The sequence below is a fragment of the Cyanobium sp. L1E-Cus genome, assembly GCF_024345755.1.
Classification (GTDB): domain Bacteria; phylum Cyanobacteriota; class Cyanobacteriia; order PCC-6307; family Cyanobiaceae; genus Cyanobium_A; species Cyanobium_A usitatum.
Map to the genome: position 1 here is coordinate 115,809 of NZ_JAGQBS010000008.1, position 23,514 is coordinate 139,322.

Genomic DNA, 23,514 nt, shown 5'->3' on the forward strand with positions numbered 1-23,514 from the left:
CTACTGGCTGAAGGAATCTAACCGTCTGATTTCAGATGCGAAGGATGTTTGCAGTATTCCTGAGCCGGCTGAAGTTCGCAGCACTGATGAGCGGCAGCGAACATTCTCAGATACGAACCAGATCCTTTCCTCTGCAATCGATTGACCATATTGGGTAGTGAGTATAAAAGTATCATCTTCTAAAAAAGCATAGTTTGATACTGCTTGCTCGGCCTCTGCGTATCCAGCGCTTCGCAGTAAGATTCCTTTTTGATTATCAGTCGGGATTGGAATTAGTACGCATGATCCTGCTGATACTTCACTGGGGCCATCTGGCTCCCAGTCACTTTCTGCATTCCATTCCATTCGGAATGGCAGAAGGGGTTTGGCGTCGTGTATTTTGCAGTCTCTAATTAACTTAAGTACCAACGGATCTTGGAGTCCAATTGGTTCAATCAATACTGAACTGCGAACATCCTCAAATTGCTGAAAAGCAAGAGAATGACCACTTCTCATGGATCGCCAGCGGCCTAGGCTGCGAGCTACAAAAGATTCCAGCTGCATCAACGCTGCTCAGGCCCTGTTTCTGTGAGTGGTCCTTGCAACTGGCAGACGACCTGCCTGAACCATGTGTACCCATGTATCGATCATCATGTTGATCGCAGGCTGCGTTTCTTCAGTGCTCTGATTAATCTGAGTGCACTCTGCTTTGCGATAGTCTTTGTCCTTTAAATTCATGGATTGCAGCCAGGGTGCTTGCTGTTGATGCTTTTGGGAGGCGGCGCAAGAGTTGCCTTAATATACTTATTAAGGCTTTGAACCGCCTCCGGTTTAGTTTGACTTAGGATTCCTTTACTGAGGCGATGCGACCTCCGCGTCGATGAATTGATTGGATGGCTGATGATAGTGAGCTGAAGGGAACGGTTGTCGTTTGCGTTACCCGTCGATTTAGGCCGACTGGATTAACGCTTGTCCAGCGAATAGCGTAGCGCTGGTTGTTGCGACCTCCTGGGCCGGGAGTTTTTTGACTGCCTCCGGGGGCTGATCTGGTCGCCAGGCTGACTAATAATTGTGATTGCCCGTCACCATCAAAACTTGCAAAGCCTGAAGTCAAGGCACGTGTTCTGTTATATGTAAGGTTGGATTCACCTTTCTGGCTTGCCACTCCCCTGTCATAAGGTACTGTATCAAAGCCAAAGACCTCTAGATACTCGGCGCCGTATATATAGCTGTTGATTTCTGCTTCGTATCCTTCTGTGGCTAGGAGCTGAACATGCTTGCTCAGTTCAGCCTGATTTCGTGGGGCGCGGCCTAAGAGATGCTTGAAGTTGAGTTCAACAAATCGATAGGGACCATTTGCATCAAAAAAGAGACGCCGATAGCTGTCGGACAGAGCTAGAGCATTGACCAGCCCCTGCACAGTGAGGTCGCCGTTGATGAATAGACTCTCTGCAGAGACTGAGAGCTCTTCATCAAATAGGTGTGCATTGCCAAATACCTGGCGGTAGGCGGCTTTCAGCTGGGCTTGAGCTTCTGATTGGCGTAAACCCGAATTGGCCCGGTTAAGAGTTTCGATTTCCATTGTTTTTAGGTTGGTAGGGGGGGAGTTCAGAAATTAGCAGTTGTCCCGAATAAATGAACTAGTGTTTTCTAGGTGATTTCGGTCACAGAAATGATCCGACCACCGCGTCTATGGATGTATCCCAGTTGGCTTGTAATGTCATTGCCGCTTACTACGTAACTGGCGTTCGGGTTGCGTTGGCGGCCGCCTGCAGGCTGGGCATTGACGACAATACGGAACCGCTTGGATGTGGGATCAGCTGATCCAGAGGCTGCACCAAGCCTGTTAATCCGTACGGTTGTATTTGTCCAGTTTGTAGGTGCAGATCTTGTTGCTACCGAATTTAGCAGGCTTGAGGCACATTGAATGGTGTCACTGGCCGCATAGCCTTGAACTAGTGCTATGTGTCGATTAAAGGAAACCTGTTCGCGACCATTTTCAGTTGCTACACGCAGGTAGGGAACAGTATTCTCGCCGAAGGTGTTCTGATACTCTTCGCTATCAACGTAGCTGTTGATTTCTGCGTCATAGCCGTGAATGGCTAGCCTTTGTAGATGCTCACTCATCTCGGCCTGAGATGCGGGTGCACGCCCCAAAATATGTTTGAAATTCAGCTCAACAAAACGGTAGGGAGCATTTGTTTCGAAGAAGCGACGGCGATAGTCTGCAGAGAGTCCAATAGCTCTTATAAATTCACGGGTGCTGAGCCTTCCCTCAGCAAACTGGCTTTCTGCTGTTAAGTTGCGCTCGCTGTCCATTACATGGGGATTGCCCAGCACTTGGCGGTATACCGAGCGGATCAGCGCAGTAATCTGATCTGCTGAATCACCGTTGCAGCGCTCGAATACTTCCTGCTGGCGCTGGCCAAGCCCAAAGCCAACGTATAGATCACCACGCATCGGTGTCGAGTCGCCTCCATCGGCACTGTTCCGCTTGACAGGCACTAACATTCCGTTCGAACCAGCCGCTGTTCTACCCATCTGACTTAGGGAACCAGATCGGTAAACCTGTGCAGGCACTTTTATTGATAGCCTGTAGCCGCTAACTAGATTGCCTAGCAGTTGACTTTTGGTTCCTACGGCTGTGTCGCTGCCAGCGAAATTCTGCTCAAGTGCTGCGATCCTGTTGAACGCTGCTTGAGGCTGGCCTACTGGTGAGTTCCAGCTTGTTGGGTATGGAACTGTTTCCTCGCCAAAAGACTTTAGATACTCATCGGAATCAAGATAGCTATTGATTTCTTCTGTGAAGCCACTTGTGGCGATTAATGCCACATGGCTAGCAACCTCTGCTTGATTCTGGGGGGGGCGGCCCAGCAAATGCTTGAAGTTAAGCTCAACTGCTCGATGCGGAGACACGGCATCAAAGAAGCGTGAGCGATAAAAATCGGATTGGGCCAATCTACGTACGAATTCCCGTACGTTTATGTCCCCATTGCGTAATTTTGATTCGGCACTCAGCAGGCGCTCGCTTTCCATCGGCTGAACATTGCCGAATACCTGCCGGTATGCAGCTCTTACTGCTATGTGAAAAGCAGCATTGTCGTTTGCAGTGAATGCAGACGGCGTATTTAGTAGCTGCTGGTTGCGAAATTGATCTTCGCTTGTGGCAGTTTCTACGGTATCAGTCCTTTGTCGAGAAAACCTTGCTGGTGCTTCAAGCAGCTGAGTGGCTCCGAAGTCAAGTGAATTGCTTTGATTTGCTGTCATGGGGCTATGGGATTAGCGGACTTGCTTTGTTAGTTGGAAGATAAGTCGTTAGACGTTTTTGGACATCTAATTCCTTTGTTTTTTGCTGATTTGGGAACTCTGTTGCTAAATAGGGCTGGTTTTGGCAATGGATCAGCTTAATGGTGTGATGCTTGCGATCTTGCCGCCTTCGCGGTGAATAAGTTGATACTGCTCAGATAGCTTGTTGAATGGGACGAAGAGTACTCTGTTCGCTTTCCTATAGCGTGATGTGGGTCGCACGTTATTGGCCCTGTATGCTGTTACTTCAACTCGATAGACTTTGCCTGCTTCACCTGCGAGTACACCTATCCGGGTCACGGGATCTGTCAGGTTGGCAGCTGGCCGGAAGCTCCAGCCTTGGGAATCTTGTGATGAGGGAGCTACCACAGGAAGGGGGCGGTTTTGATAGGCAGCACCGCCAAGACGGCTCCTGATTCCAGCCAAGTTGCCTTTTAGGCTGCTGCTGCTGTTGCCACGTAGCAACTGGAATGACCAGGTGAACTCTTGAAGCGTTGCACAGGATTCTGTTTTCCACCCACGCTGATATGGAACTGTCCACTCACCAAAGGTGTTCTGATATTCGTCAGAATCTAAGAAGCTGTCGATGTCTGCTTCGTAGCCACTTGTATCTAGTCTTTCGGCATGCCCCCGCATTTCCTCAAAATCTGCTGGAGCACGTCCGAGTAGGTGGCGAAAAGCTAGTTCGATATAGCGGTATCGCGCGCATGAGTCAAAAAAGCGCGTGCTATAAAGATCGCTTTTTGCGATACGTCTTACCAGTTCTCTAACGCTGATCTCACCTAGCTTGAACTGCGATTCTGCAACAACTTGTCGTTCGCTCTCCATGACGTAGGCATTCCCAAGCACCTGTCTGTAGACAGCCCGGATTACTGACTCCTTCGCTTGGTCGTCGTCCCCTGGAACTAGCTCACGTGGTGCCTCGCACTCTTGGGAGAAGCTCTCCACACCCAGGATGGAGGCTGGACCAAACGGCATGACTTTCGTGGCGATACCTTGCAATTATCCCCGGCATCCCATAGCCCTCGACCGTAGCTTTATAAACCTCAATCTTTTGTTTCAATCGCTTCGCTTTGTCTGCCATTGCCAGCGCGCTATGCGGGACTTGTTGTGGATCCCAGCAGCGATTCCAGTGTCGTCCGGGTCGCTTGCCTAGTGAGTGGGTTCCAGCAATCCAGTTCGATGTGTGAGCGAGTTAGGAGGTTGGCTAGCTGTATCGTGTCCAAACCCGTAGCTTGACTGAAGTCAGCCCCCTTGATACTTTCAGCCCCATCTAGGATTGCATCTGTTAAATTAGCGGCCCTAAAGTCTGTCTGTTGCAACTGGCTACCGGTAAAGCGTGCGCCTATGCAACGACTGCCTTGCATTTTTGCAAACCTTAGGTCTGCTCCTACAAAACGTGCTCCGTCTAATACTGCACCACTTAGGTCACATCCGCTTAGGTACGCACCCATGAAGTTGGTGTTCTGTAGGTCCATACCCCTGAGATCTGCACCATTCAAAAATGCCCCATTAAGAGCTGCGCCAGGCCCTACTGCACCTGACTTTTCAAGATTAATACCAACGGGTACACGAGTATTTTTATCATAGCGGGCAAGTTTTAAACTGCATCCCTCTAGTAGGCAGGAAGATAGATCTGCACCTCTTATGTCTATACGACAAAGGTTTGCCTGACGCAGATCAAGTGGTTCCAGAACACGGTTGGTCCAGCATGCACCTCGCGCGTCTACGGGTTGATGCTGAGCCGCAGTTGGTTTGCATTTCTCAGGAGCACTCCATTGGCTTGGAACTTCCGGTAGCAAAAATGCTTGATGCTTTTGATTCATTTTCAGGCAGGATTTGATTCTCTAGTGGTCAGACACATCTATGTTCTGTGATTGCGCTCGCTTCGGTAATCGCTCGCTTGGTTTGCTTCACTTCCTGTTATCAGGGCTCGGTTGGTAGCAGAGCGCTGCACAGGTTATCAAAAGCCTTGTTGAGGCAGGTAGCCTCATGACCATGCCCTGAAGTTTCTAGGATCTGTGTGGTTAGTGTACGCATCCGGGATAGCACATACATCATCGCAGGGATAGGTACTTCCATCTCTTTGTATAACTGACGTAATGCGCTCATGCCGGCCATATCTGTTATTTCTGTGCAATCGCACGCCACCCCGTAAATGATCACACGCAGAAACTGTTGGCAATCGCGCCAGCAGGCTTCTGCCCTTGGTTCCGGGTATAGCTCTCCGCCAGCTAGTGTGAGCTGTGGTTGTTGGGCTAGTAATTGTCGCCTTGCTTTGTCGATTACCTGCTTTGACTCCGCTATCAGTAGCTCAATGGCATCTTCTGAGGTATTGCAACAGTTACATATTGTTTTTAATTCTTCTGCGCTTAGGAACCGTTTGGAAGTATCGGCTTTAGCTATCATCACTCCTGCCTCTTCGGGGAGGTTGTTGCGATTGCTTATCCCGCATACTTTTGCAGCCTTGGCAAGTTGGCTGATCACCACTTTCTGCTGAGCTTCTTTAGTCAGGTTCACGATTCCACAGGAGTAGCGGTCAGCCAGCCATGTCGCTCCAAATGGAATGCCCAGACTGCTGTCCCGCCAAGGTCTGGACAGTATTCAGCTGCCAGATCCACTAGTTCTTCTGACACTCCGAGGTTTTTAAGTAGATCCCTTGCTCCGGACGTTCCTTCAACCACGGCTGAACGGATTGCCGCTCCGACAACCCAGGTCAGATTGGTGTCTGATAATTCACCGCTGTTACTTTCGCAGGCAAGTAGAAGATTTTTGTTGCCAGGATGTTTGTCGTGATGGGATTTCCAAAGCCCAATGTCGTCAATTCTTAGGTCTATGCGCAAGCGTGCCTCGCTCGTACCGTACTGAATCTCCTGTTCCTCTCCAGCTTGGTTTATTAAGTCTTTTATGCAAAAAATTTCATTGGGCGGCATGGTGGTTTTTTTGGCAGGAGGACGGTTTCCCCGGGCTGTCTAGTCTTTCTCGAATCTTCGCGCGCGCCTAATGCAACATGCCTATTGCCTTGTCGCACATTCTGCATGCAAGTCTTTATATCTTTTATTTGTTCAATAAAAATAGCCTCCCTTGAGCGGGGAGGCTATTAATCACTTTTTACAGGAAGCCTGATCAAACAAGTGCGTTGATTGCGTAATCGAGGTAATTGTTTGCTTCTGTTGCTGCTTCGCCGGCAAGGCCATGGTTGGCCTTGATGTAGTTAAGAGCTTCCACATACCAGGAGGGGGAGAGCTCAAAAGCGCGATTGATTTCATCAATCCCGGCTATCAGGTACTCATCCATGGGGCCGGTGCCACCAGCCACGAGGCAGTAGGTGACCATGCGGAGGTAGTAGCCGATGTCACGGGAGCACTTGGCCTTGCCACGGGCGTCAGCGGCATAGTTTGCACCCTGCATCTGGGTGGTGTAGGGAAACTTGTTGTAAACGGCCTGGGCAGCGCCGTTCACCAAGTTGTCTGCTTTGGCTGTTAGGCCCTTAGCAGCTGCAAGAGCATTTTTGGCGCGGTCAAAGCGACCAAAAGCTGAGTTGAGCTCAGTGTTTGAGAGGAACCGTCCCTGGGAATCAGCGGCTGCGACGGCTTCGGTAAGGGGAGTCTTCATTGGAAGGGGGGAATAAGTTGGTTTGACTTTTTAGTGAGCTGATCAGCCGACGGCTGCTGCAGCGCGGTCGAAGTAGGTGCCGATTTCGCTGATTAAAGCTGAGCAATCTCCCTGGGTGATGCCGTTGCGGTCGTTGGCAATTGCAATGGCGGCGGCCTTCATCTTGCGAACGCCTTCAGCAACCGAATTGCCAGGAACGCCGAGGGCGAGGTAGGTCTCCCGCAGGCCGTTGAGGCAGCGGTCTTCCAGCACGGATGCATCGCCGTTGAAAATGGCGTATGTGATGTAACGGAGGATGATGTCCATATCGCGTAGGCACGCAGCCATGCGGCGGCTGGTGTAGGCGTTCCCCCCAGGAGCCGTTAGCGCCGGCTGAGCTTCAAAAAGATCGCGGGCCGCATTGGTGACGATCTTGGATGCGTTGGAGGTGATGCGGTTCACAGCATCCATCCGCTTGTTGCTCTCGGAAACCATCGCCGCAAGCGCGTCGATTTGACCGGCGTTGATGAATTCGCCACGGGCATCAGCCTGGGCTACAACCTTGGTGAAGGCGTCGAACATTGGGAGGCTCCTAGTCGCGACGAATAGTCGGAAGGGTGGATAGGGGTTCCAGGCTGGTCAGGGCCCAGGGCTGCGCAGTGCCCCTTGTGGGCAGGGAGCAGCAACCTGGCTGTTGTCAACTTGGTTCGCCCATTCTCATCAAGATGCCTGCTTGCCTACTGCTCCCTTAACAAACGGTCATTGCCCCAAGGCCTGGAGGGTTTTGCTCGGTGCAGGGGGCCACGGCAAGGGCCTCATTTTGCGCTCGACAATGCGGTGGGTGGGGCGTTTTTCAAAAAACTTGGCCTTCCACAACTTGCGATTGAGCAATGACTCGAGCTCTTGAGGCGTTCCCTGGCCATTCCGTATTGGTTGGCAAGCACCGCTTGTCCTTCGCTGTTCCACATGGCCTGTTTTGGTTGGTTCACAAGGCTTTTGGAATCGTTACAAACGCTGCGCTGCAGGCTTTGGGGCGCCAACCCCTGGCGCTTCCGGGCTGCGCCGATACCATCCGCCCATTCCATCGGCTCTGGTTATGGCTGTTGAGCTAAAGGTTGCAGACTGCACCCAGCGGCTGGCTGACCAGCTGCAGACCCTCTCGGAAGTTGCTGAAGCGATCACCTTCCGCCTCCTTGAACTGGAGGAGCGGCTTGCCGCTCAGGAGTTGAGGCTCGAACCGCTGCTTGAGGGCCAGGCAGGTAGCCAGGGCGTTTTGTCTGATGAGACGGAGCTACGACTCGATGACACCGAAGACCGACTGGCTCGTCTTGAAGCCTTGCTAAAAGGCATCGAGAATCAAGGCGTAGGCCGTCACCTGCGTCCAGTTGCTGCCCCCCAGCTGGCCCATGCCCAGGAGGCTCTACAGGATAGCTTTCTGGATGACAGCCTGGCCGAGGAGCCCTTCCTTGATGAAGAGGAGCAACCCTTTCTCGATGAGCTCAGCGCCTGAGACTCAATCGCGCCACTCAATCGCCCCACTGCTCAGACCAATGGGCTGGTATCTCGTCGTTGTAGTCGTCGGTTCGGGCAAATTCAAAGGCACCCGCCAGCGATCCCCAGAGATGTTCGTGGGTGATGGGATCGTGGCCCCTGTCGATCGTGCGCATGCCAGCTGGGTTTAGCTCCAGCCGGCTCACCAGGTAGGAGGTGGCTCCCTTGCGCTCCACCAGACAGCGACATCCAGGCTCCACTTCTCCCACGAATCCTTCGCTCTCTTCTCGCACCACGTAGGCGCAGCCATCGAGGGGCAATAGGTCACTGGTTTGAATCCGGCCACGGAGTTCGCTGTCCTCTACCGCTCCCCAGAAGCGTTGATCTTCTGCCAGCGCCTGGTTGACGATCGTCAGCTGGCCGTTCAGTGCTTCCACCCTCAATACTCGAATTCGGTAGGGAGCTGCAGGGTTAATCGCATAGCTCTGCTCCAGCAGCAGGGAGCCCGGTGCCAGCTGGGGGAGGGGGCGGAATTTGACCAGGATGTGGGCGTAGAGGGGCGGATTCTCAAAAGCCTGCTCCTGGTTGCTGAAGCCACCGCTCAACATCCGCACCAATCGCTCCAAGGAGCTCGCCATCACGCCATTACACGGCTGTGAGGCTGACGCTACTGGCTGGGCCTAGCCAACCCCAAGAGGCGGAGGCGAAAAGCGGCTACTTGCCGGGCCAGCTCTGGTTGTTTTTGTAGAAAGGGATGGTCGCCAAGCCCCTCGAGCATCAGATCGACCTTGGCTGCTGGATCAAGTCCGTGGTGGGGATCGCTATGTTCATGCTTTTGCCAGGCTTCATCAAAGGCCTGAGCGAAGCTGTCGGCGTTATTGAACATCCGGTTGGAGTTCAGTGGATGCTCACGCATGGTGCTGCAATATTCAGCTGTTTCTAGTTGAGCCATCCCAAACCCTGCAGGCTTTTCGCGGAAGGAAAGTAGTGGGATGAGAATGCCAGGACCCAGATTTGAACTGGGGACACGGCGATTTTCAATCGCCTGCTCTACCAACTGAGCTATCCCGGCCCGTCGCCTAAGCGACGAATCGATCTTAGATCACGGCCCTGCCACGGGGTTCGGGCCAGGCAGGCCATGCCAGCCACGTGCCAGCCCTGTTCGCGCAGGCTGTCAGCGGCGGCGCAGGCCGTAGCACCCGTCGTAAGGATGTCGTCCAAGAGCACCACCGCTGTTTTCTCCCGGGGGTGCTGTTGCTGCCCAGACCCGGAGCAGCGAAAGGCTCCCGCCTGGTTAGCCCAGCGCAGTTCGCGGCCTAGGTGGTGCTGGCCCAGCACTGCCCGACTGCGTTGCAGGAGGGGTACTTGGCGCCAGCCCAGTTGCCAGCTAAGGGCTCTGCCCAGCAGGCCGGGCAGAGGGTTGGCTCGCCGCTTCCAGCTGGGGATCGCAACCAGCAGGGGTGGTCTGGCCCAAGGTTCGGCGCCCAGTCCTGCGGCTAGTGGCTGTACCAGAACTGCCACCATTGCTGGATTCGGATGGGTGCGCAGATAAAGAAGCTGCCGGCGCAGCCGCCCCGAGTACATGCCAGCGGCCCACCAATGGATGGGATCACTGCCCTGGCATCCCCCCTCGGGTAATTCCGCCGCCAGATCGGCGTGCAGGCTTGGTGGTTTGGCGATCCAGTCCAGGGGCAGCAGCTTTAACAGCCCTGCTGTTAGGGGAGTTGGGCCAGGGGACCAAGAGGCCATGGATGGATCTGCAGGTTTCCTGCAGGGTTCCCACGCCGCCGGCTTCAGCGGGGCAGGGCCCGCAACATCGCCACCAGGGTGCGATGGGCATCTTCACTGTCACTAAGGCAGTGGTCGAAGGGCACTGTGACCTTGGCGCCATCCACATCAAGCTCCATGGCTTCGGCTCGGACTGCTACCAGGCTTGCCTTTTCGGCTGCGCCTAGGCCGCCGTAGTGACGGGCATAGGCCAGCACCGCCTCGGCATGGTCGTCATTCATGTGTCGGCAAATCCGATCGCTCACGGCGGGGGTGATGGGGTCGGCGGCCATGGTGCTGAGCGGCGGTGGGTATGGGAGTGATTCTGGCTCGGACGAAGCTGCTGAGGGAGTTAGGCGGCGCCGAAGCGCTGCCACAACAACAGGCCAAGACGCAGGGCACTGAAGCCCACATAGCCAGCCAGCACCACAAACACCGCCATGGAGATCACAGAGCGCAGGCGGTCGTTCATGGTTTTTGCAGGGCTGTTGCGGCCAGTCTGGCCATGCCAAGGGCAGCTGTGCACCCCGGTCGATTCAGCACCGGTATGCCCAGGCTCTGCTGGCGCAGCCGCCGCCATTGTGGGTTGCGGGCCCCGCCCCCCAGGGTGATCACCCGCTCCAAGTCGGGGGCGCCGGCCGCTTGCAACCGCTGCCATCCCTGTTTTTCGAGGGCTGTGAGGCCCTCCAGCAGGGCCTGGAGGTAGCGGACGTCGCTGATCGGGCGCGGGCCCAGCAGCGGCTCTAGTTCAGGATCGTCCACAGGAAAGCGCTCCCCACGGGCTGGCAGCGGCCGCAGCTGCAGACCCGTGGGCTGGCGAGGGTCGATCTGGCGGCTCAACTCTTCGATCTGTCCGTCACTGAAGAAGCGCCTCAGGATGCCGGCTCCGGCATTGGAGGCACCACCCACCAGCCAGCTTCCTGCTACTCGGTGACAGCTGATGCCTGGCCCTTCGATCGGCCTGGGGCTGAACTGTTTGAGCACCAGCGTGGTACCCAGCACGGTGACGCCATCGCCCCTACCTGGCTGGGCGGCAAGCACCCCGGCGTTGGCGTCGGTGCTGCCTGCCACCACCTGACAGCCAGGCGCCAGTCCCAGCTTTTGGGCGGTCGTAGCAGCGATCCGCCCCAGCACCGCGCCGCTGGGGCGGATCGCCGGCAAGGCAGTGGCCCATGGCTGGCGCGCAATCGAGCCACTCCAGCCCTGCTGTTGCAGATTCCAGCCGAGGCGCAGGTTGTTGCCCTCTTCTCCCCAGCTCCAGTCACCAAGCAACCAGCCGGTTAGCCAGTCGGCCTGGTGACGCAGCAGCCAGGGGCCGCCCGTTCCGATTTCTTGGGCCTGTGCCAGCAGGTGCAGGGCCCGGGCCAGGCTGCCGTTGGCACTGGCGGCTGGGCCTGAACCGGCCATGGCTGCAGCAATAGGGGCCTGCTCACGGCAGGCGAAGTGATAGGCCAGGGCTTTGCCTAGGCAGCCAGGGCCGGGCTGGCCATCGGGACGGCACAGCAGCAGGGTGCCGGAGGTGCCATCCACCGCCAGGGCCCCAACCTGCTTGCGGGTAGCTGCTGGCAGCAGCCCGCAGAGGCTTGTTAATCCCTCCACCCAGCCCAAAGGCTCCTCCAGGCTGGATGGATAGGGGCTGGACTCTTCGATCAGCTGCTCGCCGTCTGGGCCTATCAGGGCAATCCGCAGACCACTACTGCCCAGATCCACCCCAAGGGCAAGTGCAGTGTTCACCCGCCGGACTGCAGCTCAGGCGTTGACCTGCGCTGCGGTGACCTGCTTGAGCGTGGCAGCGATGGCGTCCACGTTTTCCCAGGGCAGATCCAGGTCGGTGCGGCCGAAATGGCCGTAGGCAGCCACATCTTGATAAAAACGGCCGCCGCGTTGCTGGGGCAGCTCCCGTAAACCGAAGGTGTCGATGATGGCCCCGGGGCGCAGGTCGAACTGGTCCTGCACCAGGGTGGTGAGGTCGTCATTGCTGATGGCGCCCGTGCCGAAGCTTTCCACCAGGATGCTGACTGGTTTGGCTACGCCGATGGCGTAGCTGAGCTGCACTTCGCATTTGCGGGCCAGGCCTGCAGCCACGAGAGCTTTAGCCACGAAGCGGGCGGCGTAGGCGGCGGAGCGATCCACCTTGGTGGGGTCCTTTCCCGAGAAGGCGCCACCGCCATGACGGGCATAGCCGCCGTAGGTATCGACGATGATTTTGCGGCCTGTTAGACCGGCGTCACCCTGGGGGCCGCCCACCACAAATTTGCCGGTGGGGTTCACCAGGAAGCGAGTATCTGCCTGGGAGGGCTTGAGGGCCAGATCGGCGGTGGCGGGCTCCACCACGTGGCTCCAGAGGTCGGCGGCAATGCGCTCCCGAATTGCTTTTTCATCCGAGATGCCATCGATCTCAGCTGTGTGCTGGGTGGAGATCAAGATCGTGTCGATCGACACGGGCACTTCGTTTTCGTAGACGACGCTCACCTGGGTTTTGCCGTCGGGCAGCAAATAGCCGAGGCTGCCGTTGTGACGCACCTCGGCCAGCCGCCTCGCCAGGCGATGGGCCAGGCTGATCGGCAGAGGCATTAGCTCTGGCGTCTCGTTGCAGGCGTAGCCAAACATGATCCCTTGGTCGCCTGCTCCCACCAGATCGAGGGGGTCGCCGTCGTGGTCGTCGGCCTCATTTACCCCCTGGGCAATATCAGGGGACTGCTGGTCTAGGGCCACCAGCACGGCGCAGCTGTGAGCATCGAAGCCGCCGGCGCGGGCCCCGGCATAGCCGATCTGGTTGATCACGCCCCGCACCAGGGTGTTGAAGTCAACCCGGGCGGTGGTTGTCACTTCACCTGTGATTAGGCAAAGGCCGGTGTTGACCACGGTCTCGCAGGCAACTCGAGAAGCCGGGTCCTGGGCCAGCAGGGCGTCAAGCACCGCATCGCTCACCTGGTCACAGATCTTGTCGGGGTGCCCTTCAGTTACCGACTCGGAGGTGAAGACGTAGCGGCTCATGCAGCCTTAATTCAACTGAACTCAGCCTATGTGCTGGCCTGCTTTTACCTGGAGCTCGCGCCAATGTTGCAGGCAGGGGAAGCGCGGATCTAGTGGCGGGGCGATGCTCCAGCCCGACCCATAGCCGAGCACCACGGGCACCCCCGCCTGCTGGGCCATGCGCAGGTCGCTGTTGGCATCGCCGATCAGGGCGCAACGGTTGGCTTTTATACCCAGTTGGGCGCAGAGGGCGTGCACCGCGGCCGGGTCTGGCTTGCGCGGGTTGTGGTCGGCACTCCACAGGGCTTGAAACCTGGACCTGAGGTTTTGGCTGGCCAGAAAAGCTTCGATGCCAGCCTCGTCATCGTTGCTGATCACGGCGCACACCACTCCTGCTTCCTGCAGTGCTTGCATCAAATCGTGGAGTCCGGTGGTGGCGATTGGCCGGTGCTCACTTCCCTGGCCATGCAGGCCATCGGTGGCCGCAAATACGCTTTCGCTTAATTCCAGGGCTTCTGGCCAGCCAAGACCAACCTGGGCCAAAGCTGTGGCGGTGGAGATCAGGTTGTGGCTGCGGGAGCCGACGGCCGTGGCGCCGGCTGGATCGATGGCGATATTGCGGAGCCCGTAGGCCCGCTGAAGTAGCTGAGCCAGTTCTTCGCCTCGGCTGGTGGGTAGCTCTGGGTGGCGTTTCCCCAACAGCTCGCAGGCATGAAAAACCCTGGCCGAGGCCAGGGTGTGGAGCATGGGTTCGCTGATGCAAAGGGTGCCGTCCTTGTCGAACAACACCGCTTCGATTGGGAATGGTGTTCCCGTGGCATCGGCCAGGGGTTGTCCCCGCAGAAACAGCTCGGCCATGGAGGGCTCGTAGTTGGGCCTGGCTTAGTCGAGGGTGACGCCCATTGGTTCGTTGTCTTCGGCCTGCTCAAGCAACATCTGCTTGTACCGTGCGGCCATTTCCTCGGCTTTATCGAACACTTTCTGAGGGTCGGTGAGCATGTCGCCGGGCTCGGGCTCTAGGGCCTTGGTCGAGAGGGAGATGCGGCCCCGCTCGGCATCGAGGTCGATGATCATCACCTTCATCTGGTCGTTGACATTGAGCACCGTGTGCGGTGTCTCGATGTGCTCGTGGCTGATTTCGGAGATGTGCAGCAGGCCGCTGACTCCACCGATATCAATAAAGGCGCCGTAGGGCTTGATGCCGCGCACGGTGCCGAGCACCACTTCGCCCACTTCGAGGCGATTCATCTTGCGTTCCACCAGGGCGCGGCGATGGCTGAGCACCAGGCGGTTGCGCTCCTCGTCCACCTCAAGGAACTTGAGGGGCAGGAAGTCGGCCACCAGCTCTTCTTTGGCCTTCCGGGTGCTGATGTGGCTGCCGGGAATGAAGCCGCGCAAGCCTTCGACCCGTACGAGGGCGCCACCACGGTTGGTGGCAAACACTTCGCTGTAGATGGTCGCGTCTTCTTTCTGCAGCTGGCGCACCCGTTCCCAGGCACGCTGATACTCGATGCGGCGTATGGAAAGCGAGAGCTGGCCGTCTTCGTTCTCCTCACTCATGATGAAGAACTCGCGCACCTCGCCTGGTACGAGAACGTCGCTGAGGCCCTCAACCCGGTTGATCGACACCTCCTGCACCGGCATAAACGCCGCTGTTTTGGCGCCGATATCGATCATGGCGCCCTTCGATTCCAGGGCAAACACGGTGCCGTTGACAACGTCACCCGGCTTGAAGTTGTAGTCGTACTTGCTCAGTAGCGAGGCAAACTCATCCAGGGTGAAACCCACGCCATCAGCGTCGTTGCGGGATGCAGCGCGACTGCTGGGGTCATCGGCGGTGGGGACCTCTTCCGGAATGGCTAGATCGAGGTCATCGCCCATGGCGGCGGCGAAATCGAGCTCGGCCTCGGCACTGATCGCGTCTTGGTTGAGCGCTTCAGTGCTGGTATCGGAAGGGGTCACGGTCATGGATAGGTGGCGGTCTGCCTGAAGCAGTAGGAAAGGAACGGATGATCTGCCCGCCAGCAGAGCAAACCCGGTTTGTTACTGTACCAATGCGGCAGCAGCGTGTTTCCGTTGCTTTGACCTGGTTCAGCTTGGACACGGTCAGTTGAATGAGGTCAGCTGAACCAGGTCAGCTGAACCAGGTCAGCTGAACCAGGTCAGCTGAACCAGGTCAGCTGACCGTGGCCAAGCTGGCTTTGCGCAAGCGGCCACCACTGCGCTTGTGCAGTCCTTCCAAGGTGGACACAAAGTCGCTTACGCCCTGGAACTGGCGATAGACAGAGGCAAAGCGCACATAGGCAACCTCACTCATTTCGCTGAGCTGCTGAAGCACAAGTTCACCGATTTCGGCACTGCTCACCTCCCGTCCGCTGCGTTGCTGCAGCTGGAGTTCGATTTCATCCACCACCCCTTCGAGCCGGGCCGGCTCTAGGCCTGTTTTTTCGCAGGCGCGCAGCAGCCCGTGCAGCAACTTGACGCGGTTGAAGGTTTCCCGCGAGGAGTTGCGCTTCACCACAGTGATGGGCACTGTCTCTACCCGTTCATAGGTAGTGAAGCGGAATTCGCAGTTGAGACACTCACGCCGCCGCCTCACACTGCGACCACTGTCGGCCGCTCGAGATTCGAGCACCCGGCTATCGGTGTGTTGGCATGAGGGACATTGCATCCCTGGCATCCGGGAGTGTCATTCAAGTGTAAGCAGCACTTTTTCATTTGGAAAGGCCTGCATTCGCCAATCGCACAACAAAAAAGCCCCTGCCGAAGCAGGGGCTTTAAAGGGCTCTGGCTGATTATTTGCCGATCTTGGGGGGATCGCGGAAGGCGATTGCAAAGAAGAGCGTGGAGATGGCCAGGGCCAGGATCAGGATGTAAGCGAAGCTTTCCATGGATGTCCTCGGGGGTGCTGGCGGTCAGCTGAGGGGACTGCCTGCCGGGGGCACGTAGCCCTCGGGCAGACGACGGGTCGAGCGGTCGCCCAGTTTCTGGAATAGACCGAATTCCACTTGTTCGCCCAGGTCGGGATCAATACCGGCAAACACATCGCGATACAGGGTGCGAGCACCGTGCCAGATGTGGCCGAAGAAGAACAGAAGGGCGAAGGTGGCGTGTCCGAATGTGAACCAACCACGGGGTGAGCTGCGGAAGGTGCCGTCGGAGTGATAAGTCTCGCGGTCAAACTCGAAGGCTTCACCGAGCTGGGCCTTACGAGCCAGGCGCTTCACGTCGGCAGGATCAGTAAAGACCTGGCCATTGAGGGCGCCGCCGTAGACGGTTGCCGTCACACCGGTCTGCTCAAAGGAATACTTGGCCTCAGCCCGACGGAAGGGGATGTCGGCGCGAACGATGCCTTCTTGATCCTGGAGAACTACGGGGAAGTTCTCGAAGAAGTTGGGCAGGCGGCGCACCTCAAGGTCCCGGCCATCTTTGTCAGTGAAGGAAATGTGGCCAATCCAGCCTGTGGGGAGACCGTCGCCATTAACCATCGGACCAACCCGGAACAGGCCGCCCTTGGCAGGACTGTTGCCGACATAGTCATAGAAGGCCAGCTTCTCCGGAATCGAGGCATAGGCCTGTTCCTTGGTGGCTCCGTTGTCGAGCGCGGTTTGGACTCGACGATTGATTTCCGTCTTGAAGTAGCTCTGGTCCCACTGATAACGGGTGGGTCCAAAGAGCTCTACAGGGGTTGCTGCAGCGCCATACCACATCGTGCCGGCAACAATGAAAGCCGCGAAGAAGACAGCGGCGATCGCCGAGGCCAGCACCGTTTCGATGTTGCCCATGCGGAGGGCCTTGTAGAGGCGCTCGGGCGGACGAGTGGTGATGTGGAAGATGCCAGCAATGATTCCAACGATGCCAGCAGCAATGTGGTGGGCCACGATGCCGCCAGGGTTGAAGGGATTGAATCCTTCTGGGCCCCAGGATGGTTGGACTGGCTCTAAGTGTCCCGTTATTCCATATGGATCACTGACCCACATGCCAGGTCCGAAGACCCCGGTGAGGTGAAAGGCCCCGAATCCGAAGCAACCAAGGCCGGCAAGTAGCAGGTGGATGCCAAAGATTTTGGGCAGATCGAGGGCAGGTTCGCCGGTGCGTGGGTCCTGCCAGATCTCTAGATCCCAATAAGTCCAGTGCCAAATGGCGGCTAGGAAGAGCAGGCCGCTGAAGATGATGTGGGCTGCAGCCACACCTTCAAAGCTCCAGAATCCCGGGTCAACGCCGGTTTCGCCGGTGATGCTCCAGCCGCCCCAGCTGCCGGTTACGCCGAGTCGGGCCATGAAAGGCATGACGAACATGCCCTGGCGCCACATCGGGTTGAGTACCGCGTCTGAGGGATCAAAAATTGCGAGCTCATAGAGCGCCATGGAGCCGGCCCAGCCGGCAACCAGGGCGGTGTGCATGAGGTGCACTGCGAGCAATCGGCCCGGGTCGTTAATGACGACCGTGTGCACCCGATACCAGGGCAATCCCATGGGGGTAGTTCTGGGTGGGTTGGGCGATCGTAAGGGGCGCTCCGGCCGCGGTGCGCTCCAGGTAACGGACCGCAACGGCCTGGCCCAGAATGAAGACCTCTGCAAAAAGGTTTCATGCCCGTGATCCGATTTGTTCGCGAGGGCCGCGACATTGAGTGCTACCCCGGCGAAAACCTGCGAGAAGTGGCTTTGCGGGAGGGCATTCAGCTCTACGGCCTCAAGGGTGCCCTAGGCAATTGCGGCGGCTGCGGCCAGTGCATCACCTGCTTTGTGGCAATTCCGGAGGGCACCGGTGCCCAGGTGCTGAGCGGCCGTACCGCCGTGGAAGACCAAAAACTGCGCCGGCGCCCCCAAACCTGGAGGCTTGCCTGTCAAACCATGGTCCAGGAGTCCGTTTTGGTTTTGACTCGGCCCCAGGTGGGCATGGCCGACCAGGAAAATTTGGTGGCGGAGGCCCAGGCCAAGCCCCTGCCTAGCGGCCCCACAGCCTGGCCTGCCCCTCCGGTACAGGAAGGCGAGGAGGATTTAGAGGATGGGGGTGAAGGTCAGAGCCAGGGCGATGAACAGGCCCCAACCGCAACGAGCGGTGAAGCCTCCTGAAAAGCGCCCATTTGGCGGTGATACCCTCCCCTCACTTCCCCTTCAGCCATGGAAACCAACGATCTCGGCTTTGTTGCCAGCCTTTTGTTCGTGTTGGTTCCCGCCGTCTTTTTGATCATTCTTTACATTCAAACCAACAGCCGCCAGGGGGGCTAGTTCCTCCCCTCAGGCTCCCGCACCAGCAACACAGGGGCTGGGGCATGAACGCGGATGTAGTCGCTCACAGAGCTGCCCAGTAGCCGGTCGATGTCGACCAGTCCTCGAGCAACCACCGGGCGCCGATCCTGGGAAGCGATCACCAGCAGGTCGGCTTTGAGATCCTCGGCGGCGGCGCACACGCTGCGGCCGACATCGCCGCTGCGATGCACAGCCTTGAGCTCCACTCCGTAGCCACGGGCTCGCTGGCTGGCTTTTTCGAGTACTGCATCGGCTGGGGATTTGCCGCCCCGAGAAGGGGTGATGTCTTGGCGGGTGACATGGACGCCGGTGAGGCTGCCGCCAGGAATCTCCCGCACAAGCTCGCAGGCCAGTTTCAGGGCATCGTCTCCGACCCCGGTGCCATCGATGGTCACCATTACCCGGTTGATGTGGCGGATGTAAAGGTCGTCGCGCACCAGCAGCATCGGCCTGGTCGAGAGCTGGAATACGTATTGGCTGGCGCTGTTGCTGAGGATCGACTGGAGGCGGCCCAGGCCTCTGGAGCCCATCACGATCAGGTCGCTGTTGAGTTCGTCGGCCACCTTCAGCACCGTTTGCTTGGTGTCTCCCTGCCGAATGATCGTGTTCACCTCGCTGGGGTTGAGCCCGAGCCGTTGCACCGCTTCGGCGGCGATAGCCGCCGCTTTTTGGGAGTGCTCCGCGAAGCTCTCACCAGCCTGCTCAGGCACCACGTGCAGCAGGTTGATGCGGGCTGCACGCACCGCCGGGATGTCGCGCAGCATGCGCACCATCTCTTCAACGTGGCCTTTGCCGGAATCGGCGATTAGAACGTTGCGAAACACTGAGAAGACTCGAAGTAGCAGGCTGCCTGTCAGCCTATGGCCGATCTGCAAGTGCAAACCATCTGCCCGCTACACCGCAACCATCCCGCTCCGGCCAAGCTGGCCCGGCTGTGGTGAAGAGAGTGTCTGAAGGCTGGTTGCTGGAGCGCCGTGTGCTGCCCCAGCACACGGATCACGCCGGCGTGATGTGGCATGGCGCTTACTTGGCTTGGCTTGAGGAGGCGCGGGTGGAGGCCCTGGCTGCAGCTGGCATCGCCTACAGCGATCTTTCCGCTCGCGGCTTGGAGCTGCCGGTGGTGAGTTTGACCATTGACTACAAGCAGCCCCTGTTTCACGGCGACGCTGTGCAGCTGTGGAGCGAGGTGCTGCCGCGCTGTGGTCTGAAGTTGCCCTGGCGCAGCCGTTTTGTAGCTGCAAGCGGAAAGCTGGCGGCTGAGGCAAGGGTTGAGCTTGTGCTGGTGGAGAGCGCCCCTGGGCTGGATCAGCGCCGGCTGGTGCGCCGCTTGCCCGCTGATCTGGAGGCCGCGGTCGCAGCCCTGGTGCGGGGACCGCATTAGGATCAGTACATCTGTACTGAAAGCGGTATGGCGATTCAGGGGTTGCTGCGGAGCGCCGATGGCGCCGGTTGGAATCAGGAGCAGCGGCTTTGGTGGCTGCTGTGGTCGGGTTGTCCAGGCATTGGCGCCCAGCGGTTGGTTGCCATTCGGGACAACTTTTGTGGCTGGGCGGCAGCCTGGGGCGCTCCGCTCGAGGCCTTTGCTGCCCTTGCCGGTTTTGGTGCGGTGGGCTGCCGCCAGCTTCAGCGCTATCGCGACCGCTGGGGTCCCGATCCCTTGCCCCGTCTCTGCCAAGAGCTGCGCGGCGGCAAGGGGGTGTTGGTGCCGGCTGATCCGGCCTTTCCGCCCGAGTTGCTCGCCTTGGCGCGGCCGCCTCTGCGCCTGTATTGGCGGGGTAAGGGCTGGTTGTGGCCCCTGCTTCGTCGCCGCCAGGCCATTGCGGTCGTGGGCACGCGCCGGCCCTCCCTGCATGGGGTGGCCATGGCTGAGGCGATCGGTGCGGCCCTTGCCCAGGCGGGTTGGCCGGTGGTGAGTGGCCTGGCAGAAGGGATCGACGGAGCCGCCCACCGGGGCTGCTTGTCCAAGGGTGGCCGGCCTGTGGGGGTGTTGGGCACTCCCCTTGAGCGGGTTTATCCCAGGCACCATCAGCAGCTGCAGGCTGAGGTGGGTGCCGGGGGGCTGCTGGTAAGCGAGTTGCCGGCAGGCACTGCGGTGCAGGCAGGTCATTTTGCGGCTCGTAACCGGCTGCAGGTCGGCCTGGCTCGGGCGGTGGTGGTGGTCGAATGCCCTATGCGCAGTGGGGCTCTCCAGTCGGCCACCCTCGCCATGCAGCAGGAGTTGCCGGTCTGGGCCGTGCCGGCTGATGCGGGCAAGGCATCTGCTGCCGGTAGCAATCGGCTGCTCGCCCAAGACGCCACGGTGCTGCTTGAGCCCGCAGATTTAATTCGCCAGCTAGGGCCTGGCCCCCTGGCCTCGCCAGATCCCGCTGCTCCTTCGGCCTCCCATGGGCTGCTGCGATCAGCCGATCCCGCGCTGCTAGCAGCCTTGGGGCACGGAGCTTCGCTTGAGCAGCTCTGCCTGATGCTGGAGGAGCCTGCGGCCTCCCTTGCCTCCCGTCTGTTGGCCCTAGAGCTTCAGGGGCTGGTGCGGGCTGAGCCTGGGCTTTGCTGGCGTCCGGCCTAGCCTTGATCCATGGTGAATGGGCAGCTCGATGGGGCTCAATTGTTGGCCTGGCGGCGACAGCAACTAGCCCTGGGCGGGAGCCCTGGAGACTTTGACTGGCTGCTGGATCTGGCGGGAGGCCTGCCCTGGCGTGCTCAACAGCAGCTGCGGCTTCATGCTGAGCTGCCGGTTCAATTGGCCTGCGATCTCAACCAATTGGAGGCGATGTGGCGCTGCCATCTCGATACGGCCGAGCCGCTCCAATACCTTGTGGGGCGCTGCCCCTGGCGTGACCTGGAGATCAGCGTCGCTCCAGGAGTGCTGATCCCTAGACAGGAAACGGAATTACTGGTGGAGCTGGCACTGGAGCTGGCCCCTTCCGGCCCGGGCTGTTGGGCCGATCTCGGCACCGGCTCTGGCTGTATGGCCCTGGCCTTGGCCCTCGCCTGGCCCTCCAGTCGCGGCTGGGCCGTCGACTGCAGTCCAGGGGCGCTTAGTCAGGCGGCCCTAAATCTTGCGGCAGGAGGCGTTGCCGATCGGGTCCAATTGCTGGAGGGCAGTTGGTGGCAGCCGTTGAGCCCCTGGTTGGGACAGTTTGAGCTGGTGGTGAGCAATCCCCCCTACATACCGACAGCGGTATGGGCTGGTTTGGAGCCCGGGGTGAGGGATCATGAGCCCGTAATAGCCCTCGATGGTGGAGTCGATGGACTGGATGCCTTGCGCCTAATCGTGGCGGGTGGAGCGGCGGCTCTTGCTCCAGGAGGCCTGTTGCTGATGGAGCATCACTTCGACCAGAGCCATGCGGTGATCGACCTACTCAGTGCTGCCGGATATGCCGAGGTGCGCTCCCATGGGGATCTCGAGGGTGTAGAGCGCTTTGCGTCGGCACGCTGGCCAGGATCGGGCAGGGATTGCCATGACCATTAAGCCTGGATTGTTGCCGGTTCCATCTCCAGCCTTGGAGCCGTCAGATCTGGCGGCACTGCTCCTTCAGGGTTCAGCTGCCCTGTTCCCCACAGATACCTTGCCAGCTCTGGCGGCTTCACCTGGCCAGGCCAACCAGCTTTGGCGCCTGAAACAACGCCCGGCAGACAAGCCTTTGATTTTGATGGCGGCCAGCTCCGAAGATCTGTTTGCTTGCCTTGGCGTAGCGCCGCGCACTGAGTGGTTGGAGATGGCTGCTTGGGCCTGGCCAGGGGCGGTCACTTTGGTGCTACCTGCCGTTGGAGTGGTGGCAGAGGCCCTTAATCCCGGTGGGTCGAGCCTGGGCCTGCGGCTGCCGGCCAGTGCGGAAGCCCAGGCCTTGCTGCAGCTAAGTGGCCCCTTGGCTACAACCAGCGCCAACATTTCAGGCTGTCCGGCCGCATGCACAGCTCAGGAGGCTGCCCAGCAATTTCTCGGGGTGCCGCTTCTGGCACCGATCCCCTGGCCCCTCGCCGCAGGTCAGGCCAGCACGGTTGTTGCTTGGCGCGCTGAGGGAGGCTGGCGGGTATTGCGGGCCGGTGCTCTACTGCCCCCAGGCATTTAGGAGCGCGTAGGCATGGGGGCTCTGATTGTTGTGGTGGCGGTCTCGGTAGCGGTGTTTTATTGGGCTATGGGGCCCTTGCTGCAGGTGTTGTCCGACTTGATGCAGCTCAGCTTTTTGCCCTGGTTGTTGCTGGCCCTTGGTATCTGGCTTCTGGCTGGGCGAGCCCAGGAGGACACCTAGGGCGCCTGGGTTTGGACTAGTAACGGTTTGGCGGTGGCGGACCACTTCTGTTGAGATAGCGGCAGGCGCCAGTTGCTCCAGTTTCCCTGGCCGGATTGGTTGCTCACCCGCAGGGTGTCGCAGTGCATCGCCATTTTTTTGGTGATCTCAGCCGATCCACAGACGCTGGTGATCTTGGCTCTGTGTATTTCAGGTGGCAGCTGTTTCTACTGCATAATTTGGAAGGCAAGATCTGCGGAGAGCCCATGACAGTCCTTGTTGCTCTGGTTGCTTCCTTGTCCGTGGCATGGATGGTTAGAAAACTCATTGCAGGCAAACCTAGGGATCAAAGAGAAGACCTAAGGACTATTACCTTCGAACCGGAATGGCCAAGGGCTCTTTCCTACACAGAGATGATGAACTCTGGTCAGCAACGGATGGTTGAAACACCGCAGGGTGATGATTGAAATCTCTCTTCGGCTGCTTGATATGGGAGAATGATCAGTATTCGGGGGTGGGGCATGACTCAGCCTGCTTTGAGGCAGCTCGGTAGCGATGCGCTCCTTTGCTATCTGTCAACTCGTCCCTTATGTGCGTTTGATCAATGCTGGTATCGGTGTTGAGCACGTCCGCTATGCGGATACCCCTGTCCATAGCTGCCACGACCGATTTGGATCTGAAAGCCGGCTAACGGATTTGAACCGATGGCCTTCGCTTTGCAATGAATCTTGTTTGGAGATCTATAGTACTATTAGAGGTTTTGGCTTTATTGCCGACTGTTTAATCAGCCAATTAGGGCCTACTGAGAAAGTGATTCAGGGGTCAGCCTCAACAAAAATGGACCTTGGTTGAGCACGCAGCCCGATCATCACGCCGCAGCCATCTGAGGCTTCAGCGGCAGAGTGCGAACACTCTGACCG

General features: G+C 58.4%; 30 protein-coding genes and 1 tRNA gene. 9 read left to right on the plus strand and 22 right to left on the minus strand.

Annotation, left to right across the window (positions count from 1 at the left end; genetic code table 11):
* The 9 genes from KBZ22_RS09340 to KBZ22_RS09380 all read right to left on the minus strand — a co-directional run bounded on the left by KBZ22_RS09340 (position 1) and on the right by KBZ22_RS09380 (position 7,461).
* Positions 1 to 543: a phycobiliprotein lyase gene (locus KBZ22_RS09340; RefSeq protein ID WP_106632855.1), complete on the minus strand. Its 543-nt coding sequence runs from the start codon at positions 541 to 543 to the stop codon at positions 1 to 3.
* A 277-nt stretch (positions 544 to 820) separates the two neighbouring features.
* Entirely contained in the window at positions 821 to 1,561 is a 741-nt protein-coding gene (locus KBZ22_RS09345; protein ID WP_106632837.1) for a phycobilisome rod-core linker polypeptide, read from the minus strand.
* A gap of 68 nt (positions 1,562 to 1,629) precedes the next feature.
* A complete protein-coding gene (locus tag KBZ22_RS09350; RefSeq protein WP_106632836.1) occupies positions 1,630 to 3,246 on the minus strand; it encodes a phycobilisome rod-core linker polypeptide in 1,617 nt (538 codons plus the stop codon).
* Between the two features lie 132 nt (positions 3,247 to 3,378).
* The gene (locus KBZ22_RS09355; protein ID WP_106632835.1) at positions 3,379 to 4,263 is read right to left on the minus strand and encodes a phycobilisome linker polypeptide; all 885 of its coding nucleotides are present in this window, start codon (positions 4,261 to 4,263) and stop codon (positions 3,379 to 3,381) included.
* Positions 4,264 to 4,379: 116 nt separating this feature from the next.
* A complete protein-coding gene (locus KBZ22_RS09360) occupies positions 4,380 to 5,111 on the minus strand; it encodes a pentapeptide repeat-containing protein (protein WP_106632834.1) in 732 nt (243 codons plus the stop codon).
* Between the two features lie 100 nt (positions 5,112 to 5,211).
* Positions 5,212 to 5,805: a hypothetical protein gene (locus tag KBZ22_RS09365; protein ID WP_255021765.1), complete on the minus strand. Its 594-nt coding sequence runs from the start codon at positions 5,803 to 5,805 to the stop codon at positions 5,212 to 5,214.
* Complete coding sequence (locus KBZ22_RS09370; RefSeq protein ID WP_127432024.1) at positions 5,802 to 6,218, minus strand: hypothetical protein; 417 nt, start codon at positions 6,216 to 6,218, stop codon at positions 5,802 to 5,804. Before KBZ22_RS09370 ends, KBZ22_RS09365 begins: the two co-directional genes overlap by 4 nt.
* A 193-nt stretch (positions 6,219 to 6,411) precedes the next feature.
* Positions 6,412 to 6,900, minus strand: a complete 489-nt coding sequence (cpcA, locus tag KBZ22_RS09375; RefSeq protein WP_106632832.1) for a phycocyanin subunit alpha — start codon at positions 6,898 to 6,900, stop codon at positions 6,412 to 6,414.
* 42 nt (positions 6,901 to 6,942) lie between these two features.
* Positions 6,943 to 7,461: a phycocyanin subunit beta gene (locus tag KBZ22_RS09380; protein ID WP_106632831.1), complete on the minus strand. Its 519-nt coding sequence runs from the start codon at positions 7,459 to 7,461 to the stop codon at positions 6,943 to 6,945.
* 514 nt (positions 7,462 to 7,975) lie between these two features.
* Between KBZ22_RS09380 and KBZ22_RS09385 the strand changes: the two genes are divergently transcribed.
* Positions 7,976 to 8,389: a hypothetical protein gene (locus KBZ22_RS09385; RefSeq protein WP_106632830.1), complete on the plus strand. Its 414-nt coding sequence runs from the start codon at positions 7,976 to 7,978 to the stop codon at positions 8,387 to 8,389.
* 16 nt (positions 8,390 to 8,405) lie between these two features.
* Here the strand turns inward: KBZ22_RS09385 and KBZ22_RS09390 are convergent, their stop codons facing one another.
* From KBZ22_RS09390 to psbB, 12 genes are all read right to left on the minus strand, one after another.
* Complete coding sequence (locus KBZ22_RS09390; RefSeq protein ID WP_106632829.1) at positions 8,406 to 9,008, minus strand: chromophore lyase CpcT/CpeT; 603 nt, start codon at positions 9,006 to 9,008, stop codon at positions 8,406 to 8,408.
* 29 nt (positions 9,009 to 9,037) lie between these two features.
* Positions 9,038 to 9,322 carry a hypothetical protein gene (locus tag KBZ22_RS09395; RefSeq protein ID WP_106632828.1) on the minus strand — a complete coding sequence of 95 codons (285 nt, stop codon included), beginning with the start codon at positions 9,320 to 9,322 and terminating at the stop codon, positions 9,038 to 9,040.
* A 47-nt stretch (positions 9,323 to 9,369) separates the two neighbouring features.
* Positions 9,370 to 9,442: transfer RNA gene (locus KBZ22_RS09400), tRNA-Phe, on the minus strand.
* Complete coding sequence (locus tag KBZ22_RS09405; RefSeq protein WP_106632827.1) at positions 9,433 to 10,119, minus strand: ComF family protein; 687 nt, start codon at positions 10,117 to 10,119, stop codon at positions 9,433 to 9,435. Before KBZ22_RS09405 ends, KBZ22_RS09400 begins: the two co-directional genes overlap by 10 nt.
* A 44-nt stretch (positions 10,120 to 10,163) precedes the next feature.
* Positions 10,164 to 10,430: a DUF2470 domain-containing protein gene (locus tag KBZ22_RS09410; protein WP_106632826.1), complete on the minus strand. Its 267-nt coding sequence runs from the start codon at positions 10,428 to 10,430 to the stop codon at positions 10,164 to 10,166.
* Between the two features lie 175 nt (positions 10,431 to 10,605).
* On the minus strand, positions 10,606 to 11,871 hold the full coding sequence (locus KBZ22_RS09415; RefSeq protein ID WP_106632825.1) for an FGGY-family carbohydrate kinase: 1,266 nt from the start codon (positions 11,869 to 11,871) through the stop codon (positions 10,606 to 10,608).
* 15 nt (positions 11,872 to 11,886) lie between these two features.
* The gene (metK, locus tag KBZ22_RS09420) at positions 11,887 to 13,134 is read right to left on the minus strand and encodes a methionine adenosyltransferase (RefSeq protein WP_106632824.1); all 1,248 of its coding nucleotides are present in this window, start codon (positions 13,132 to 13,134) and stop codon (positions 11,887 to 11,889) included.
* 21 nt (positions 13,135 to 13,155) lie between these two features.
* Positions 13,156 to 13,971, minus strand: a complete 816-nt coding sequence (locus tag KBZ22_RS09425) for an HAD family hydrolase (RefSeq protein WP_106632823.1) — start codon at positions 13,969 to 13,971, stop codon at positions 13,156 to 13,158.
* 24 nt (positions 13,972 to 13,995) lie between these two features.
* Positions 13,996 to 15,081 carry a 30S ribosomal protein S1 gene (locus KBZ22_RS09430; RefSeq protein WP_106632822.1) on the minus strand — a complete coding sequence of 362 codons (1,086 nt, stop codon included), beginning with the start codon at positions 15,079 to 15,081 and terminating at the stop codon, positions 13,996 to 13,998.
* Positions 15,082 to 15,289: 208 nt separating this feature from the next.
* Complete coding sequence (gene nrdR, locus KBZ22_RS09435; protein WP_106632821.1) at positions 15,290 to 15,784, minus strand: transcriptional regulator NrdR; 495 nt, start codon at positions 15,782 to 15,784, stop codon at positions 15,290 to 15,292.
* 124 nt (positions 15,785 to 15,908) lie between these two features.
* Positions 15,909 to 16,004 carry a photosystem II reaction center protein T gene (locus KBZ22_RS09440; protein ID WP_010314684.1) on the minus strand — a complete coding sequence of 32 codons (96 nt, stop codon included), beginning with the start codon at positions 16,002 to 16,004 and terminating at the stop codon, positions 15,909 to 15,911.
* Between the two features lie 24 nt (positions 16,005 to 16,028).
* Complete coding sequence (psbB, locus tag KBZ22_RS09445) at positions 16,029 to 17,588, minus strand: photosystem II chlorophyll-binding protein CP47 (RefSeq protein WP_106632820.1); 1,560 nt, start codon at positions 17,586 to 17,588, stop codon at positions 16,029 to 16,031.
* Positions 17,589 to 17,702: 114 nt separating this feature from the next.
* Here psbB and KBZ22_RS09450 point away from each other — a divergent pair, with 114 nt between their 5' ends.
* The gene (locus KBZ22_RS09450; protein WP_106632819.1) at positions 17,703 to 18,188 is read left to right on the plus strand and encodes a 2Fe-2S iron-sulfur cluster-binding protein; all 486 of its coding nucleotides are present in this window, start codon (positions 17,703 to 17,705) and stop codon (positions 18,186 to 18,188) included.
* A gap of 48 nt (positions 18,189 to 18,236) precedes the next feature.
* Positions 18,237 to 18,344: a photosystem II reaction center protein PsbM gene (gene psbM / locus KBZ22_RS09455; RefSeq protein WP_015109223.1), complete on the plus strand. Its 108-nt coding sequence runs from the start codon at positions 18,237 to 18,239 to the stop codon at positions 18,342 to 18,344.
* On the opposite strand, the gene KBZ22_RS09460 is transcribed toward psbM, so the two are convergent.
* Positions 18,341 to 19,189, minus strand: coding sequence for a universal stress protein (locus tag KBZ22_RS09460; protein ID WP_106632818.1), 849 nt, complete (start codon positions 19,187 to 19,189; stop codon positions 18,341 to 18,343). The genes psbM and KBZ22_RS09460 overlap by 4 nt on opposite strands.
* A 113-nt stretch (positions 19,190 to 19,302) precedes the next feature.
* On the opposite strand from KBZ22_RS09460, the gene KBZ22_RS09465 reads away from it, so the two are divergent.
* The 6 genes from KBZ22_RS09465 to KBZ22_RS09490 all read left to right on the plus strand — a co-directional run bounded on the left by KBZ22_RS09465 (position 19,303) and on the right by KBZ22_RS09490 (position 23,061).
* Positions 19,303 to 19,746, plus strand: coding sequence for a thioesterase family protein (locus KBZ22_RS09465; RefSeq protein ID WP_106632817.1), 444 nt, complete (start codon positions 19,303 to 19,305; stop codon positions 19,744 to 19,746).
* A 27-nt stretch (positions 19,747 to 19,773) separates the two neighbouring features.
* Positions 19,774 to 20,928: a DNA-processing protein DprA gene (locus tag KBZ22_RS09470; protein ID WP_106632816.1), complete on the plus strand. Its 1,155-nt coding sequence runs from the start codon at positions 19,774 to 19,776 to the stop codon at positions 20,926 to 20,928.
* A 9-nt stretch (positions 20,929 to 20,937) separates the two neighbouring features.
* A complete protein-coding gene (prmC, locus tag KBZ22_RS09475) occupies positions 20,938 to 21,834 on the plus strand; it encodes a peptide chain release factor N(5)-glutamine methyltransferase (protein WP_255021766.1) in 897 nt (298 codons plus the stop codon).
* Positions 21,835 to 21,865: 31 nt separating this feature from the next.
* Positions 21,866 to 22,435: an L-threonylcarbamoyladenylate synthase gene (locus tag KBZ22_RS09480; protein ID WP_273330404.1), complete on the plus strand. Its 570-nt coding sequence runs from the start codon at positions 21,866 to 21,868 to the stop codon at positions 22,433 to 22,435.
* A 12-nt stretch (positions 22,436 to 22,447) separates the two neighbouring features.
* Positions 22,448 to 22,615 carry a hypothetical protein gene (locus KBZ22_RS09485; RefSeq protein WP_161956166.1) on the plus strand — a complete coding sequence of 56 codons (168 nt, stop codon included), beginning with the start codon at positions 22,448 to 22,450 and terminating at the stop codon, positions 22,613 to 22,615.
* A gap of 245 nt (positions 22,616 to 22,860) precedes the next feature.
* Positions 22,861 to 23,061 carry a hypothetical protein gene (locus tag KBZ22_RS09490; protein WP_127432022.1) on the plus strand — a complete coding sequence of 67 codons (201 nt, stop codon included), beginning with the start codon at positions 22,861 to 22,863 and terminating at the stop codon, positions 23,059 to 23,061.
* Positions 23,062 to 23,514: the final 453 nt, after the last annotated feature.